This window comes from Mesorhizobium sp. KR1-2 (assembly GCF_040045035.1).
In the GTDB taxonomy this organism is placed as follows: domain Bacteria; phylum Pseudomonadota; class Alphaproteobacteria; order Rhizobiales; family Rhizobiaceae; genus Pseudaminobacter.
On sequence record NZ_JBDZDS010000008.1, the window covers coordinates 55118 to 71196 of the forward strand.

Annotated in this window: 12 protein-coding genes and 1 pseudogene; 6 read left to right on the plus strand and 7 right to left on the minus strand. The window is 64.7% G+C overall.

Annotation, left to right across the window (positions count from 1 at the left end):
- Positions 1 to 150 precede the first annotated feature (150 nt).
- Positions 151 to 1569: an FAD-binding oxidoreductase gene (locus ABLE85_RS16465; RefSeq protein WP_348793799.1), complete on the plus strand. Its 1419-nt coding sequence runs from the start codon at positions 151 to 153 to the stop codon at positions 1567 to 1569.
- A 102-nt stretch (positions 1570 to 1671) separates the two neighbouring features.
- Here the strand turns inward: ABLE85_RS16465 and ABLE85_RS16470 are convergent.
- From ABLE85_RS16470 to ABLE85_RS16500, 7 genes and pseudogenes are all read right to left on the minus strand, one after another.
- Positions 1672 to 1949, minus strand: a pseudogene (locus tag ABLE85_RS16470) (histidine/lysine/arginine/ornithine ABC transporter ATP-binding protein); the annotation flags it as partial.
- A 108-nt stretch (positions 1950 to 2057) separates the two neighbouring features.
- The gene (locus ABLE85_RS16475) at positions 2058 to 3752 is read right to left on the minus strand and encodes an arylsulfatase (protein ID WP_348793800.1); all 1695 of its coding nucleotides are present in this window, start codon (positions 3750 to 3752) and stop codon (positions 2058 to 2060) included.
- A 332-nt stretch (positions 3753 to 4084) separates the two neighbouring features.
- Positions 4085 to 4813 carry an amino acid ABC transporter ATP-binding protein gene (locus ABLE85_RS16480; RefSeq protein WP_348793801.1) on the minus strand — a complete coding sequence of 243 codons (729 nt, stop codon included), beginning with the start codon at positions 4811 to 4813 and terminating at the stop codon, positions 4085 to 4087.
- A gap of 34 nt (positions 4814 to 4847) precedes the next feature.
- On the minus strand, positions 4848 to 5522 hold the full coding sequence (locus ABLE85_RS16485) for an amino acid ABC transporter permease (RefSeq protein ID WP_348793802.1): 675 nt from the start codon (positions 5520 to 5522) through the stop codon (positions 4848 to 4850).
- Positions 5519 to 6193, minus strand: a complete 675-nt coding sequence (locus ABLE85_RS16490) for an amino acid ABC transporter permease (protein ID WP_348793803.1) — start codon at positions 6191 to 6193, stop codon at positions 5519 to 5521. The genes ABLE85_RS16485 and ABLE85_RS16490 overlap by 4 nt, the downstream gene beginning before the upstream one ends.
- A gap of 101 nt (positions 6194 to 6294) precedes the next feature.
- Positions 6295 to 7083: an ABC transporter substrate-binding protein gene (locus ABLE85_RS16495; RefSeq protein ID WP_348793804.1), complete on the minus strand. Its 789-nt coding sequence runs from the start codon at positions 7081 to 7083 to the stop codon at positions 6295 to 6297.
- A gap of 118 nt (positions 7084 to 7201) precedes the next feature.
- A complete protein-coding gene (locus tag ABLE85_RS16500) occupies positions 7202 to 7639 on the minus strand; it encodes an Lrp/AsnC family transcriptional regulator (protein ID WP_348793805.1) in 438 nt (145 codons plus the stop codon).
- A 129-nt stretch (positions 7640 to 7768) separates the two neighbouring features.
- Between ABLE85_RS16500 and rocF the strand changes: the two genes are divergently transcribed.
- The 5 genes from rocF to gnd all read left to right on the plus strand — a co-directional run bounded on the left by rocF (position 7769) and on the right by gnd (position 16062).
- Entirely contained in the window at positions 7769 to 8689 is a 921-nt protein-coding gene (gene rocF / locus ABLE85_RS16505; protein ID WP_348793806.1) for an arginase, read from the plus strand.
- A gap of 4 nt (positions 8690 to 8693) precedes the next feature.
- Positions 8694 to 9761: an ornithine cyclodeaminase gene (locus ABLE85_RS16510; protein ID WP_348793807.1), complete on the plus strand. Its 1068-nt coding sequence runs from the start codon at positions 8694 to 8696 to the stop codon at positions 9759 to 9761.
- A 346-nt stretch (positions 9762 to 10107) separates the two neighbouring features.
- Positions 10108 to 12189, plus strand: a complete 2082-nt coding sequence (gene tkt / locus ABLE85_RS16515; RefSeq protein ID WP_348793961.1) for a transketolase — start codon at positions 10108 to 10110, stop codon at positions 12187 to 12189.
- A complete protein-coding gene (locus ABLE85_RS16520; RefSeq protein WP_348793808.1) occupies positions 12182 to 15025 on the plus strand; it encodes a bifunctional transaldolase/phosoglucose isomerase in 2844 nt (947 codons plus the stop codon). The genes tkt and ABLE85_RS16520 overlap by 8 nt, the downstream gene beginning before the upstream one ends.
- A 26-nt stretch (positions 15026 to 15051) precedes the next feature.
- The gene (gene gnd / locus ABLE85_RS16525; protein ID WP_348793809.1) at positions 15052 to 16062 is read left to right on the plus strand and encodes a phosphogluconate dehydrogenase (NAD(+)-dependent, decarboxylating); all 1011 of its coding nucleotides are present in this window, start codon (positions 15052 to 15054) and stop codon (positions 16060 to 16062) included.
- Positions 16063 to 16079: the final 17 nt, after the last annotated feature.

A 16079-nucleotide genomic window follows, 5' to 3' on the forward strand; every position in this document is an offset into this window, starting at 1 on the left:
ATCGGCAGCGATGCGCTGCCTATGGCCGATCGCATTGTCGCGGCGGGTGACCCCTGAAGTGGGGTGGTGCGGCTTCAGACCCGATGGCATAGGCCTTGCTGCATATCTCGAGATCAAGCATGTGATGCGCCAGCTCGACGGAGATGCACCATGACCGAAGTCAGACCCATACCCTTAGCTCCGCTTGGAGAAGACGTCCTTACGCAGATCGAGGCCATTGCCGGCCCCGTGATGCGGGAAGACAGGCTCCGCGACTGGGACCCCGGCTACCATGCCGACAATTTCGCCGCCGGCATCGCCGTGTCGCCGCGCACCGTCTACGAATTGTGCGCGCTGCTTGCGCTGTGCAATGCGGAGCGCATTCCGGTGGTGACCCATGGCGGCCGCACTGGCCTTGTCGGCGGCACCGCGTCAGCACCTGGCGGCATTATTCTCAGCACCCGCAAGCTGAACAGCGGCATCGAGATCGATCCGGTCGGCCGCGTCGCCATTGTCGATGCGGGCGTGACGCTCGAAGCCCTGCAGCAGGCCGCAGCCGAACATGGGCTCAGCCCCGGCATCGACCTGCCGTCGCGCGGTAGCGCCACCCTAGGCGGCCTCGCCGCTACCAACGCCGGCGGCATCGAGGCCTTCCGGTATGGCACCATGCGCGACCGCCTGCTCGGCTGTGAATTCGTGCGCGCCGACGGAACGCTGGTCAGCGATCTCGCCCGCGTGCTCAAGAACAATACCGGCTACGGCCTGACCGACCTGATCGCCGGTTCCGAAGGCACGCTCGGCATCGTCACCAGGCTGGCGATCCGGCTCGAGCCGCTGCGGCAGGTCGCGGCCACCGCGCTGTTCGCCTTCGCGACCATCGAGGAGACGCTCGCCGTCGCCCAGAACCTGCGCGACCGCTTCGGCGATCGCCTGCGCGCCGTCGAGATACTCTGGCGCGAATATGCCGAGACCATCGCCGCCCAGCACGGCCAGTCGCTGGAAGCCGTCGGCATCGGTGAAGGTGCTTTCCTGCTGCTGGCCGAGACCGAGGAGACGCCGGACGGCGACGGCCAGGATCGCTTCATCACCCATCTCGAGGCGCTCTTCGAGCAGGGCCTGGTGTCGGAGGCGGTGCTGGCGCAAAACAGCAGTCAGCGCGATTTCTTCTGGATCCTGCGCGAGGATGCGGACGTGCTGTTCCGGGTCTGGCCGCATGTCCATTCGTTCGACGTCTCGGTGCCGCTCGCAAATCTCGGCGACTACGCCCGTCAGATCGAACCCAAGCTGAAGCAGCTGGCCGATCCGGTCGGTGTCTACATCTTCGGCCATCTCGCCGACGGCAACCTGCATGTGATGGTCGGCCTCAACGACGACCTGCCGCATGAGGCGATGGAAGCGATCCTCTATCCGGGCCTCACCGAAATGGGCGGCGCCTTCTCGGCCGAGCACGGCATCGGCCTGGAGAAGCGCGAAGCCTTCAGCCGCTACAACAGCGCGGCCAAGTATCAGACGATGGCGGCGATCAAGGCCGCCCTCGATCCACACAACATCCTCAACCCTGGCAAGATCTTCATGCCGACGTCGCAGTAGCCGAGGCCGTCTGCATCATGCCGACCAAGGACAACCCGAAGCGTGGCGGATCGGGCGCGCAGTTGATGGCCCGATTTCCCTGATATGTGCCGCCGGAGTACCTCAGCCTGCGGTATCGCGGCTGATGAACTGCTTGAAGCGCTCGGACTTCGAGTTGGCGAAGACCTCGTGCGGCGCGCCGTCTTCCTCGATCCGGCCCTGATGCAGGAAGACGACCGGCTCGCGACGTCGCGCGCAAAGCCCATCTCACGGGCTACCACCAGCATTGTGCGACCCTCGTCGGCCAATGAGCGCATGACCCGCAGTACCTCGCCTACCAGCTCTGGATCAAGCGCCGAGGTCGGCTCGTCGAACAGCATCACCTTCGGCCGCATCGCCAGTTCATGGTCCTGCCAGCGCTTGGGTGGTCAGCGAATTGGTGGCGGCCTCGTCGATCGCCATCGCCTTCGTCGGCAGCGAGCTTCTCGCTTCGGCTGGGGCGATGGGGCTCAGTCGCCGGCCTGCGACTTCATTGCCTTTTCAATCTGTGCCTTTACGCCCTCCAGATTGAAGCTCGCGCCTCTCTGCATGGGCGGAAATTCGAGCGCAGTCTGAGCGAGCTTTCCGACTTGCTGTTGCGCGAACTGGAACCGCCAGAACTGGAAGACGAAGTAGTTGTAGAAGGCCAACGAGCCTTTGTCGCCGCTCGGTATGCCTGTGCGCTCAAAAGGATCAAGCCGGAGATTGGTCAATATGGGCCAGTCTACTTTGACAGTTCCGCCAAGCCAGCCGCTCGGCTGGTCTGTGAAACGGTATTTGAAGTCGTCGATCCGAACCGCGCCCAGCGTGCTCTCGGTGAAGTAGAAAATCTCGTGGCGAGCCGACGGGCCTTTCCCGGCAATCAGCTCCATCTGATTGTAGCCGTCGAGATGGACCTTGTAGTTCATGTCGCCCACTTCCTTGCCGGCCCTCAGCTCTTCCGCGATGTTGGGATTGCCTGCCGCCGCGACGAAGGTCGGGAACCAATCGAGGCCTGAGATGATGCTGTTCTCGATCTTGCCTGCCGGCACGTGGCCGGGCCAGCGGACTATGCAAGGCACCCGGAAACCGCCTTCCAGCGCCGTGCCCTTGCCGCCGGCAAACGGGGTTTGCCCACCGTCCGGCCAGGTGAAATTTTCCGCGCCGTTGTCCGTCGTGAAGACGACGATGGTGTTGTCGTCCAAGCCGTCGTCCTTCAGCTTCTGCATGACGGAGCCGACGACATCGTCGAGCTGTGCCATGCCCGCCTCTTCCATGCTCCAGCCGTTTTCGGGCGTGCGCATCTTCTCGTATTTTTCCGAAAGGTGGGTCACGACGTGCATTCGCGTCGGGTTCAGCCAGATGAAGAATGGCCTGTTCTGCTGCTTTGCCTGATCGATGAAAGCGAGGGTGAACTTCAAGATCTCGTCATCCACGGTCTCCATCCGCTTGGGATAAAGCGGCCCGGCGTCCTCGATGCGTTGCTTGCCGATCTTTCCCCAGCGTGGCTGCACGGTCGGATCGTCGGTAGAGGTCGCCCAGGAGTGGATCATGTTGCGTGGGCCGACCGTGTCGCGGAGTTCGGGCGGATAGTTCGGATGTGCCGGATCTTCCATCGCGTCGAGATGATAGAGATAGCCGAAGAACTCGTCGAAGCCGTGGACGGTGGGCAGGAATTCGTTGAGATCGCCCAGATGGTTCTTGCCGAACTGGCCGGTATTGTAGCCCATCGATTTGAGGACCGTCGCGATGGTCGGCGCCTGCGCCGGTATGCCGATCTTGGAGCCAGCCTGGCCAACGGTGGTGAGCCCGGTGCGGATCGGCAATTGCCCGGTTATGAAGTTGGCGCGACCGGCCGTGCAACTCGCCTCGGCGTAATAGTCGGTAAACAGCATGCCCTCGCTGGCCAGCCTGTCCAGGTTCGGCGTTCTGCCGGCCATGATGCCCCGGTGATAGGCGCCGACATTGAACCAGCCAATATCGTCTCCCATGATGCAAATGATGTTGGGCGGCCGGTTGGCCGAAGTGTCCGGGGCTGTCTCCTGCGCCTGGGCAACCTGGATCGGACTTCCGGCCCCGATTGCGGAGGCTGCGGCGAGTGCGGTGCCGCCCAGGAGCACGTTACGTCGGCTGACGATTGCGTCGGTAACGGCGCGGCTGCGACCTTCTTCCTGCTTGCTAGACATTTGTACGCTCCATCGATGGGGATCACCAATTCGGGTTGGCAGGCCAGACCCCTCTCCCGGCAGTCCGATCGAAATGCGTGTCTTTCTTGCTTGCTAGGGCTCCCTCTTTTCGTCCCGCGGCAAGTGCGGCGGCGACATGGCTAGCTAGAGCGGCTCCCAAATATTGGAATAGCCGTTCCGGCGTAGGCGGCTGGGCTTGAACCCACCTCGAAGGGCTGGCGGCGGATCGCAGCCATCAACGCAAATGAAAACGGCCGCCAATTGGTTTCGAGGCGACGCGCCAGGAAAATCGCGTCGCTATATCCGCACAGCGAGCTCCGGTGGTTACCGGCTCAGTGGCGCAGGACCTTGCCCAGGAAGGCGCGGCCGCGTTCCGTGCTGGGATTTGAGAAGAAGTCTTCTGGCGTGCCGCTCTCCACAATCGCGCCGGCATCCATGAAGACGACGCGCTGGGCGACCTTGCGGGCAAAGCCCATTTCGTGGGTCACCACCATCATGGTCATGCCTTCCTCGGCGACGGCAACCATCACGTCCAGCACTTCGCTGATCATCTCGGGGTCGAGCGCCGAGGTCGGCTCGTCGAAGAGCATGATCTTGGGGCGCATGCACAGGCTGCGGGCGATGGCCACGCGCTGCTGCTGGCCGCCCGAAAGCTGCGCGGGATAGGCGTCGAACTTGTCGGAAAGGCCGACTTTCGCCAGCAGTTCGCGCCCGGCCTCCTCGGCCTCGGCGCGGCGTATGCCGCGGACATAGATGGGCGCGAGCGTGACGTTCTCCAGCGCCGTCTTGTGCGGGTAGAGATTGAACTGCTGGAAGACGAATCCGACCTCGGTGCGCAGCCGGGTCATGTCGGTCGCCCTGTCGCCCAGCCGCTGGCCGTCCACCACCAGGTCGCCGTCCTTGGTCGCCTCGAGGCCGTTGATGCACCGGATCAGCGTGCTCTTGCCCGAGCCGCTGGGGCCGCAGACGACGACCACCTCGCGCGGCGCCACGCTCAGCGTGACGTCCTTGAGCACATGGAGTTCACCGAACCATTTGTTGACGTTGCGAAAATCGATCATGGTTCGCTGCGCTCCAGAATGAAGTTGCGATCGCTCACAGCCGCACCTCGGCATGCGCGGCGCTCATGCGCTTTTCGAGCCGGCGGGCGAGCATGATGAGCGGATAGCAGACGACGAAATAGCCGATGCCGACGAGGGCGAAGACGAGCAGGCCGTTGGGCACCCGCTGCACCACCAGCCAGCCGACCCTGGTGAGGTCTGTCAGGCCGATGACGGAGACGATGGAGGAATCCTTGATGAGGAGCACATACTGGCCCACCAGCGGCGGCAGGATGACCCGCATCGCCTGTGGCAGCACCACTAGGCGCAGGCGCTGCCAGCGCGACAGGCCAGACGCCAGCGCCGCCTCGACCTGACCGCGCGGCACTGAGCCGATGCCCGCAACCACGATCTCGCAGATGAAGCAGGCGGCCAGATTGGTCAGCGCGATGATACCGGCGGTGAAGGCGTCGAGCTCGATGCCAAGTTCCGGCAGGATGAAGAAGATGAGGAAGATCTGGACCAGGAAAGGCGTGCCCCGGACAAGATCGACCCAGGCGCCGATCAGCAACCTCACCAGCCGATGGCCTTCCGACCTGGCGATGCCGAGAGCGAAGCCGGCAATGGTTCCTAGGAACAGGCTGATCAGCGACAGAGCCACCGTCATGCCGAGGCCGCGCAGGGCCAGAGGATAGCTGCCGATCAGGCTTTCAAACTGTTGCCAGATCATGTGCGCTGCACCGGCTGCGCACCAAGCGACCGGGCCGACAGGCCGGCAAGCCCCTTGAGGCCGTAGTAGAGCAGCAGATAGCACACCGCGACCGTGATGAAGCCTTCGGCTGGCATGAACCGGTCGGAGGCGAGAAGCTGCCCGGCGCGCGTCAGCTCCATGACGGAGATCAGCGACAGCAGCGCGGAATCCTTCACCAGCACGATGGCTTGCCCGAGCAGGGGCGGGATCGTCACGCGGAAGGCCTGCGGCAGCACGACCAGACGCATCCGCTGGGGATAGGTCATGCCGGAAGACAGAGCCGCCTCCACCTGCCCGCGCGGGACCGAGAGGATGCCGGCCCGGATGATCTCGGCAATGTAGGCGCCGCTATTCAGCGACAGGGCAAGGATGCCGACGACGACTTCGGGAAGGACTATCCCCAGGCGCGGCAGCCCGAAATAGAGGAAATAGAGCTGCACCAGCAGCGGCGTGGCGCGGACGGCGTCGATATAGGCCTTGGCAGGCGCGCTGATGACGCGCGAGGCCTTCAGGTTCATTGCGCACAGGACGATGCCGACGGCGAGAGCCCCGGTGAAGGAAATCACCGACAGCCAAAGCGTGGCGATGAAGCCCTGCGTGAACAAGGGCAAGTAGTCGGCGATGGCGCGGAAGCTGAAATTGGCAAGCATGTCGGCTGCTGTCCTGCACGAATCCCCTGGCTGTCAGGAACGGGCAAAGCGCGATGCCCCTCGCGGGGCATCGCGCGACACTGCCCGCAATTCGGGACCTGTCAGTGCTCGTTCTTCCAGTCGTCGGAATTGACCCAGTAGTCGAGGTTCGCCTGCAGGCGGCCGTCGAGCTTCACCTGCTCCAGGAACAGGTTCATCCAGATCAGAAGGTCCTGCGAATCGTAGCGCGTCGCGAATGCGAGCGGCTCCTTGGACAGGACTTCCGGCATGATCGTGAAGGTGCCGGCGGGGTAGGCGGCCGACTGGCCGGTGACGGCGGAGATGTCGTTGACGCCGCAATCGGCCTGGCCGTTGTTCACCGCGTCTAGCAGCAGCGGGCCGCCGCCCTTGTAGCTCTTGATGTCGGCCTCGGGGAACGCCTTCTTGGCTTCCTTCTCGCCGGTCGCGCCCAGCAGCACGGCGATCTTGGTGCCGGGCGCCTTGCAGGAATCGGTCGAGCTGAAGGCCGAGCCCGTCTTCGCGAAGACGGCGCTGCCGGTGTACATGAAGGGCGTTGTGAAGGCGACCTTCATGCCGCGCGCCAGCGTCGGCGTCATGTCGGCCACGAGCAGATCGGCTTTGCCGGACAGGAGCGCGGGGATCAGGCCGTCCCAGTCATAGTCCAGGAAGGTGATCTTGACGCCCATTTCCTCGGCCATCAGCTTGGCCAGCTCGACCGAGCTGCCGGTGCGCTCGCCGACCTTGTCGATCATCGAGAAGGGCGGTCCCTGGGTCTGCACGGCCACGCGCAGTTCGCCGCGGCCGGAAATGTCGTCGAGCGTGCCCGCGTTCGCGGTCACGGTCAGCGCCAGCAGCGCAAGCCCTGCCGCGAATTCTCTCATCATTGTCATTCTGTGTCCCTCCGTTATTTAGCTGGCCTCGTTGGGCCTTATCGAGCTTTGGTTCCCTCTTTGGCGAAGACCATCGACCAATCCCTCTCCTGTCAAGCCTCCAAGAGCGAAAACAGGTCTAAAGCCTTGCTTTTGTGCTGCGCGGCGTGGCCAGCAGCAGGCTTGTCTCGCTTCCGGTGACGCCAGGGATAAGCCTTATCCTGCGCAGCACCGCGTCGAGATCCGCCAGGGTCGCCGTGCCGAGTTCGACGACCAGATCCCAGCGACCGTTGGTGGTGTGCACCGCCGACACTTCGGGAAGCCCTCCCAGGGTGCGGATAACCCGGTCGGCCGCCAGGCCCTCGATCTCGATCATCATGATACCGCGCACCGGCTGGCCGACCGCGTCGGCGCGCAGGATCACTGTATAGCCGAGAACGTCGCCCGACTTTTCCAGCCGCTCCAGGCGGGCGCGCACCGTGGCGCGCGACACGCCCAAATCGGTCGCAAGGTCGGAGATGCTGCGCCGCCCGTCATGGCGCAGCAGCGTGATGAGTCTTTCGTCCAGGGCGTCCATGGCTTCTCATTTTGGTAGACTTATGCGCCGAAATGATAAGACACATGGATATATTTGCCAATTCAAACCGTTCAAATCGCCAGGGCAAACCGCTTGAATGCGTCCACAATTGTTTGAGGGCGTGCGGGAATGCATTGCAGAATTATCGGGGCTCCGGTCCAGGATGGAACCGGGCGAATGGGCTGCGAGATGGGCCCCAGCGCATTGCGCACTGCGGGACTTGTCGCCGCACTTTCCGAACTGGGGCACACCGTCAGCGACCTCGGGGCTGTTGCGCCGCGCCCCGTCTACCAGATGGTCCACGGCAATCCGTCGCTGAAGGCGCTCGGCGAGATTTCGGCCTGGACGGCCGCGCTGGCCGATGCGGCCTATGCGGCCAGTGGCGACGGCATGCCGATCTTCCTCGGCGGCGATCACAGCATGTCTGCCGGCACCGTGTCCGGCGTTGCGCGCCGCGCCGCAGAGATGGGCCGGCCGCTCTTTGTGCTCTGGCTGGACGCCCATCCGGACTTCCACACGCTCGACACCACCACCAGCGGCAATCTGCATGGCGTGCCGCTTGCCTATGCCACCGGCCAGCCGGGCTTCGAGGGCTATTTCCCTGACATCGCCGCCGCCGTCGATCCGGCCCGCGTCTGTGCGCTCGGCATCCGCAGCGTCGATCCGGCAGAGCGCGTCGCCCTGGCCCGAGCCGGCGTGACCGTGCACGACATGCGGACTGTCGACGAGCATGGCATCGCGCCGCTGCTCCGCGCTTTCCTGGAACGCGTGGCGGCCGAGGACGGCCTGCTGCATGTCAGCCTCGACGTCGACTTCCTCGACCCGTCCATCGCGCCGGCGGTCGGCACCACGGTTCCCGGCGGTGCCACCTTCCGCGAGGCGCATCTGGTGATGGAGATGCTGCACGACAGCGGCCTCGTGACCAGCCTCGATCTGGTCGAACTGAACCCCTTCCTCGACGAACGTGGCCGCACCGCCACCCTCATGGTCGACCTGACGGCAAGCCTGATGGGGCGCCGCATCATGGACCGCCCCACAAGGAGTTACTGATCGCATGACCGAAAAGCTCAACATCGTTCCCTTCGTCAGCGTCGACAACATGATGAAGCTGGTGCTCGCCATCGGGGTCGAGCGGTTCCTGGTCGACCTTGCCGCCTATGTCGAGGAGGATTTCCGCCGCTGGCAGTCCTTCGACAAGACGCCGCGCGTCGCCTCGCACAGCCGAGACGGCGTGATCGAGCTGATGCCCACCAGCGATGGCCAGCTCTACGGCTTCAAATATGTCAACGGACACCCGAAGAACACGCGCGACGGTCGCCAGACGGTCACGGCTTTCGGCGTGCTTGCCGATGTCGGCAACGGCTATCCGATGCTGCTGACGGAAATGACCCTGCTGACGGCCTTGCGTACCGCTGCGACGTCGGCCGTCGCTGCCCGCTACCTGGCGCCGGACAACGCCCAGTGCATGGCCATCATCGGCAATGGCGCGCAGGCCGAGTTCCAGGCGCTGGCGTTCAAGGCCCTGCTCGGGGTCAATAAGCTGCGCCTCTTCGACATCGATCAGTCCGCCTCCCGCAAATGCGCCCGCAACCTGGCCGGCATGGGCTTCGACATCACCATCTGCTCGTCGGCACATGAGGTCGTCGAGGGGGCACACATCATCACCACCGTGACCGCCGACAAGCAGTACGCGACCATCCTCACCGACAACATGGTCGGCTCCGGCGTGCACATCAACGCCGTCGGCGGCGACTGCCCCGGCAAGACCGAGCTTCACAAGGACATCCTGCTGCGCTCGCAGATCTTCGTCGAATACACCCCGCAGACGCGCATCGAGGGCGAAATCCAGCAGCTCGAGGCGAACCATCCGGTGGTCGAGCTCTGGGAGGTGATGACCGGCAAGGCGACCGGGCGCAGCGACAGCGGGCAGGTCACGCTGTTCGATTCCGTGGGCTTCGCCATCGAGGACTTTTCCGCGCTTCGCTATGTCCGCGACCAACTGGAGGCGACCGGCCTCTACGAGGAGCTTGATCTGCTGGCGGACCCCGACGAGCCGCGCGACCTGTTCGGCATGCTGCTGCGCGCCGCAATCAAGCCCGAGGCCCTGGCGCAAGCCCTCTGACACACAGCCCGGTACCCGCGCCGCGCGGGCTTGACATCGCTCCGGCGCTCGATGCGCCGGACGCTGCGCGCCGGCCGTAGCCGGCCCGCAGGGCAATATTGATCTCCGGCCGGCCTTTCCGCCGGGAGAATGTCCTCTACCTTTCATGTTGCCTTGACGATGCCCGTCGTCATTGCCGTCGTGCTCGACCGGATCTCCAGCCGATCCATGTGTCGGTACATGAAGGAGAGCGATGATGAGCCCAACTCATCCCGGACACGCCACCATCGGCCGCGCGGAAAAGGCCGGCAGGCGCCGCCCACCTTCCATCGGCAAGCTACGCGGTGGGGCTGCCCGGGAAGCAGCCATGATGCCCGGCACGTCCCTGATGGACGAGCTTAGCATCAACACCATCCGCACCTTGTCCATAGATGCGGTACAGCAGGCCGATTCCGGTCATCCCGGCACGCCGATGGCCTTGGCGCCGCTGGTGTATACGCTGTGGCAGCGCTTCCTGCGCTTCGATCCGCAAGATCCGATCTGGCCGAACCGCGACCGCTTCGTGCTCTCCAACGGGCACGCCTCGATGCTGCTCTACTCGCTGTTGTTCCTCACCGGCGTGAAGGCCGTGGATGCCGAATATGAGCAGCTCGGCCGACCCTCGGTCTCGCTGGAGGATATCAAAAGGTTTCGCGAGATCGGCAGCAAGTGCCCCGGCCATCCCGAATATCACCTGACCACGGGTGTCGAGACGACGACAGGTCCTCTGGGGCAAGGCTGCGCGAACAGCGTGGGCATGGCGATCGCCGGAGACTGGCTGGCGCAGCATTTCAACCGGCCCGACTTCACGATGTTCGACTACGAAGTCTACACGGTCTGCGGCGACGGCGACATGATGGAAGGCGTCTCCAGCGAGGCCGCTTCGCTGGCCGGGCACCTGATGCTCGGAAACCTGTGCTGGATCTACGACAGCAACCGGGTGACCATCGAGGGCCACACGGACCTCGCCTTCACCGAAGACGTGGCGACGCGCTTTCTCGCCTATGGCTGGAACGTGCGGCGGGTCGGTGACGCCAACGACACCGAGCGCATCGCGCAGGCGATCGAGACGTTCCGCCATACCAAGGACGTGCCCACGCTGATTATCCTCGAAAGCCACATCGGCTATGGTTCCCCGCACAAGCAGGATACCGCCGCCGCGCATGGCGAGCCGCTCGGGGTGGAGGAGATCCGCCTCGCCAAGCGATCCTATGGCTGGCCGGAGGATTCCAAGTTCCTGGTGCCTGACGGCGTGCGCGAGCATTTCCGTGCCGGTATCGGCCGGCGCGGCAAGGAGCTGCGCAAGGCCTGGCAGGAACGGATGAAGGCATATCGCGTCCAGTATCCGGAGCTTGCCGACCAGCTGGACCGGATGCAGAAGCGCAAGCTCCCCGACGGCTGGGATGCCGACCTTCCCGTATTCCCGGCCGACGCCAAGGGTCTTGCCAGCCGCGACTCTTCGGCCAAGGTGTTGAACGCCATCGCGCCGCGCTATCCGTGGCTGATCGGCGGCTCGGCCGACCTGGCGCCGTCCACGAAGACCCACCTCAATTTCGAACAGGCGGGAGACTTCGAGGCTCATGAATATGGCGGGCGCAACTTCCATTTCGGCATTCGCGAGCATGTCATGGGCGCGGTGGTGAATGGGCTCGCGCTGTGCAAGCTCCGGCCCTATGGTTCGACCTTCCTCATCTTTTCCGACTACATGAAGCCGCCGATCCGGCTCAGCGCGCTCATGCAGCTGCCGGTGATCTTCATCTTCACGCATGACTCGATCGGTGTCGGCCAGGATGGGCCGACGCATCAGCCGATCGAGCAGCTTGTCGCGCTGCGCAGCATCCCCGGCCTCATCACGCTGCGGCCGGCTGACGCCAACGAGGTCGTCGAGGCGTGGCGCGTCATCATCGGGCAGAAGCATCAGCCCGCCAGCCTCGTGCTGACCCGTCAATCTGTGCCGACCTTCGACCGTACCCGCTACGCCTCGGCCAAGGGTGTCGCTCGCGGCGCCTATGTCATGGCCGACGCCGGGAAGGGCAAGCCGGAGGTGATCCTCATCGGCACGGGCAGCGAGGTCGCGCTTTGCATCGAGGCCTACGAGACGCTGAGGCAGGAGGGCGTTGCCGCGCGCGTCGTCAGCATGCCGTCCTGGGAGCTGTTCGAGCAGCAGGATCAGGCCTATCGCGACAGCGTGCTGCCGCCCGACGTCAAGGCGCGCGTGTCGGTCGAGGCGGGCTCGATGATCGGCTGGGACCGCTATGTCGGCGACACCGGGACCAAGATCGGCATGCACACCTTCGGTTCTTCGGCTCCGATCAAGGACTTGCTCAAGAAATTCGGCTTCACGCCCCAGGAGGTGCTTGCCGCCGCCAGAGAGCAGATGCGAGGCCCAGGAGGCAGACGCCATGAATAACCCGCTCAAGCAACTCGAAGCATGTGGCCAGTCGGTTTGGCTCGACTATCTGAGGCGCAGCCTGATCGATAAGGGCAAGCTACGATCGCTCATCGAGAAGGACGGGATAAAGGGCATGACCTCGAACCCCACGATCTTCGAGAAAGCGATCGCCGAAACTGACGAATATGCCGACTCGCTGAAGCGGTTCCTGGCCAATTCGGATCACAGCGTCTCCGCGATCTACGAGCATCTGGCGCTGGCGGACATAAGGGCCGCCGCGGATGTGCTGCGTCCGACCTACGACCAGACGCGTTGCAGGGACGGCTATATCAGCCTGGAATGCTCGCCCTATCTCGCCAATGACACCGAGGCGACCATAAAGGAAGCCATGCGGCTGTGGACCGCGGTGAGCCGCCCCAATCTGATGGTCAAGGTGCCGGCGACACCGGCGGGCATACCGGCGATCCGGACCCTGATCGGCCGCGGCCTGAACATCAACATCACCTTGCTGTTCTCGGTGAAGGTCTATGAGCAGGTGGCGGAGGCCTTTATTTCCGGGCTCGAGGATCTGCAGCGCGCCGGCGGCAACATTTCCAGGATCGGCTCGGTCGCCAGCTTCTTCGTCAGCCGCATCGACTCGGCCGTCGACAAGCGGCTCGACAGGCTGGCCGACAAGGGCGCCGCGGAGCTCCTGCACGGCAAGGCGGCGATCGCCAATGCGAAGCTCGCCTATTCCCGCTACAAATCGCTGTTCGCCGGAGAGCGTTGGCATCGCCTGGCTTCGGCCGGGGCAATGACGCAACGCCTGCTCTGGGCCTCGACCAGCACCAAGAACCCCGCCTATCCGGACACCATGTATGTCGAGGCGCTCGTCGGCCGCGACACCGTGGACACCATCCCGCCCGCGACGATGACTGCCTTCCGCGACCACGGCAAGGTGATGCCGGACGCCATCGAGCAGGACGTCGCCGGCGCTCGCGCAATGCTTGCCAGGCTGGAGGCGCTCGGCATTTCGCTGGACGAGGTCACGTCGGAACTGGTCAAGGACGGCGTCCAGCAGTTTGCCGATTCCTTCGACAAGCTGTTCGGCACCATCGCGCGCCGCCGTCGTATGCTGCTGGAGGGCGACACGCCAAGCCTGGAGATCACGGCGGGATCGGCGGAAATGGCGCGCGCCTTGCGGGAAGAAACCGAGGCGTGGCGCAGATCCGGGCGCATACGAAAGCTCTGGTCCGGCGACAAGTCGCTGTGGGACAACACCGATGAGGACAGGTGGGTCGGCTGGCTGCACGTTGCGGAGCGCGAACTGGCCGGCATCAAGCGGCTGCAGGAATTCGCGGAGGACGTGAAGCGGCGCAGGTTCAGCGACGTGGTTCTCCTGGGCATGGGCGGTTCGAGCCTGGGCCCGGAGGTGCTTGCCGAGACATTCGGGCCGCAGCCGGGCTGGCCGCGTTTCCACATGCTCGACAGCACCGATCCCGCGCAGATCAAGGCGATGGAGCGCGAGATCGATCTCGGCAGAACGCTGTTCATCGTCTCGTCCAAGTCCGGCAGCACGCTGGAGCCCAACATTTTCCTGGACTATTTCCTCGACCGTGTCGCAGCGCTGCACGGCATGGACAAGGCCGGCGAGCATTTCGTTGCCGTGACCGATCCGCGTTCGTCTCTGGACAGGCGCGCCAAGCGGATGAATTTCGCCCATGTTTTCCACGGCGTGACCTCGATCGGCGGCCGCTATTCCGTGCTTTCGAAGTTCGGGCTGGTGCCGGCAGCGGCGATGGGACTGGACATCCGGCGCCTGCTCGAGACGGCGTTGCACATGGAGCGGGCTTGTGGCGCCGACGTGCCGCCGGCAGAGAATCCCGGTGCACGGCTCGGGATTGCCATGGGCGTTGCTGCTACGCGTTTCGGACGCGACAAGGTGACCATCATCGCATCGCCCGCGATTTCAGGGCTGGGCGCCTGGCTGGAGCAGCTTCTGGCTGAGAGCACCGGCAAGCACGACCGCGGGCTGATCCCGGTCGCCGACGAGCCGCTCGCCATGCCGAGGCGTTACGGGCGCGACCGCTTCTTCGTGCATATGGAGCTCGAAGGGCAGGCCGACCCGGCGCAACGCGAGATGATGCGGGCGCTGGAGCGGGCAGGCCATCCCGTTGTCCGTATCAGGCTGAAGGATCGCTGGCATATCGCCCAGGAATTCTTCCGCTGGGAGGTTGCGACCGCCGTGGCCGGCGCGATCATCGGCATCGACCCGTTCGACCAGCCGGACGTGGAGGCCAGCAAGAAGAAGACGAGCGCGCTTACCGCGGCCTACGAGAAATCGCATCGGCTGCCGGAAGAGGTGCCGGTGTTCCGTCAGGACGGCCTTGCCATCTATGCCGACGCGCGGGATGCCAGGGAGCTTGGCAGGCACAGGACGCTGTCGGGCTATCTGCGCAGCCATTTCCGCCGGGCGCGTTCGGGCGCGAAGGCTGGCGACTACATCGCGCTGCTGGCTTACATGCAGCGCAATGACGCCCATAAGGAGGCTCTGACGGAGATGCGTACGCGCATCCGCGACAGGACCCATGCCGCCACCTGCCTCGGCTTCGGGCCGCGCTTCCAGCATTCCACCGGGCAGGCCTACAAGGGCGGGCCCAATTCGGGCGTGTTCCTGCAGATCACCTGCGACGATCCCGCCGACATCGAAGTGCCTGGCCACGCCTACAGCTTCGGCGTGGTGAAGGCCGCGCAGGCGCGCGGCGACCTCGAGGCGATGGTGGAGCGCGGCCGGCGCGCACTGCGCATTCATCTCAAGGACGTCGACTCGGGGTTGGCGGAACTGGGGCAGGCCATGCAGGTGGCGCTCAGATAATGGCGGTTATGCAAGGAGCGAGACGGATGCAGATCGGCGTGGTTGGACTAGGCCGCATGGGCGGCAACATTACACGCCGCCTCATGCGGGCGGGTCATCGCTGCGTGGTGTTCGACACCAACGCCAAGCCGCGCGAAGCGCTGGCAAGGGAAGGCGCGACGGCTGCGGGCTCGCTGGCGGAGATGGTGCGGGCTCTCAAGGAAAAGCCGCGCGCGGTCTGGCTGATGCTGCCCGCCGGCCGGATCACGGAGGAGACGGTAGCGCTGCTCGGCGGCCTGCTGGGCCCCGACGACATCATCATCGACGGCGGCAATTCCTTCTACAAGGACGATATCCGGCGCGCCGAGAAGTTGGCGAGCAAGCACATCCGCTATGTCGATTGCGGCACGTCCGGCGGCATCTGGGGCATCGAGCGCGGATACTGCATGATGATCGGGGGACCGAAGGAGGCCGTGGACCATCTCGACCCGATCTTCTCGGCGCTGGCGCCGGGGCAGGGCGACATTCCGCGGACCCCGGGGCGGGGCGCGCGCGACTCCCGCGCCGAGCGCGGCTACATCCATGCCGGCCCCAGCGGCGCCGGGCATTTCGTCAAGATGGTGCATAACGGCATCGAATACGGGCTGATGCAGGCCTATGCCGAAGGCTTCGACATATTGCGCGGAAAGAATTCGCCGGACTTGCCGGAGGACGAGCGCTTCGAGCTGAACGTCTCCGACATCGCGGAGGTCTGGCGGCGCGGCAGCGTGGTGTCGTCGTGGCTGTTGGATCTCGGCGCGGCCGCACTGGCAAAGGATCCGCAGCTGGCCGAGTTCTCCGGCTATGTCCAGGATTCCGGCGAGGGGCGCTGGACCGTCGATGCAGCCATAGAGGAGGGGGTGCCGGCGAACGTGCTCAGCGCTGCGCTCTTTGCCCGTTTCCGCTCGCGGGAGAAGCACACCTTCGGGGAGAAGCTGCTCTCGGCCATGCGCTTCGGCTTCGGCGGGCATGTCGAGGGCACCGAGTCCGTTGATCGCAAATCCAGCGCGGCGGAGTAGGGGTGTGCCCAACGATC

Excerpts from the sequence above, each read along its gene's own strand:
- ABLE85_RS16480 (WP_348793801.1), bottom strand. The coding sequence starts at position 4,813 with ATGATCGATTTTCGCAACGTCAACAAATGGTTCGGTGAACTCCATGTG.
- ABLE85_RS16475 (WP_348793800.1), bottom strand. The coding sequence starts at position 3,752 with ATGTCTAGCAAGCAGGAAGAAGGTCGCAGCCGCGCCGTTACCGACGCA.
- ABLE85_RS16500 (WP_348793805.1), bottom strand. The coding sequence starts at position 7,639 with ATGGACGCCCTGGACGAAAGACTCATCACGCTGCTGCGCCATGACGGG.
- rocF (WP_348793806.1), top strand. The coding sequence starts at position 7,769 with ATGCATTGCAGAATTATCGGGGCTCCGGTCCAGGATGGAACCGGGCGA.
- ABLE85_RS16520 (WP_348793808.1), top strand. The coding sequence starts at position 12,182 with ATGAATAACCCGCTCAAGCAACTCGAAGCATGTGGCCAGTCGGTTTGG.
- ABLE85_RS16510 (WP_348793807.1), top strand. The coding sequence starts at position 8,694 with ATGACCGAAAAGCTCAACATCGTTCCCTTCGTCAGCGTCGACAACATG.
- ABLE85_RS16485 (WP_348793802.1), bottom strand. The coding sequence starts at position 5,522 with ATGATCTGGCAACAGTTTGAAAGCCTGATCGGCAGCTATCCTCTGGCC.
- tkt (WP_348793961.1), top strand. The coding sequence starts at position 10,108 with ATGATGCCCGGCACGTCCCTGATGGACGAGCTTAGCATCAACACCATC.
- gnd (WP_348793809.1), top strand. The coding sequence starts at position 15,052 with ATGCAGATCGGCGTGGTTGGACTAGGCCGCATGGGCGGCAACATTACA.
- ABLE85_RS16465 (WP_348793799.1), top strand. The coding sequence starts at position 151 with ATGACCGAAGTCAGACCCATACCCTTAGCTCCGCTTGGAGAAGACGTC.
- ABLE85_RS16495 (WP_348793804.1), bottom strand. The coding sequence starts at position 7,083 with ATGACAATGATGAGAGAATTCGCGGCAGGGCTTGCGCTGCTGGCGCTG.
- ABLE85_RS16490 (WP_348793803.1), bottom strand. The coding sequence starts at position 6,193 with ATGCTTGCCAATTTCAGCTTCCGCGCCATCGCCGACTACTTGCCCTTG.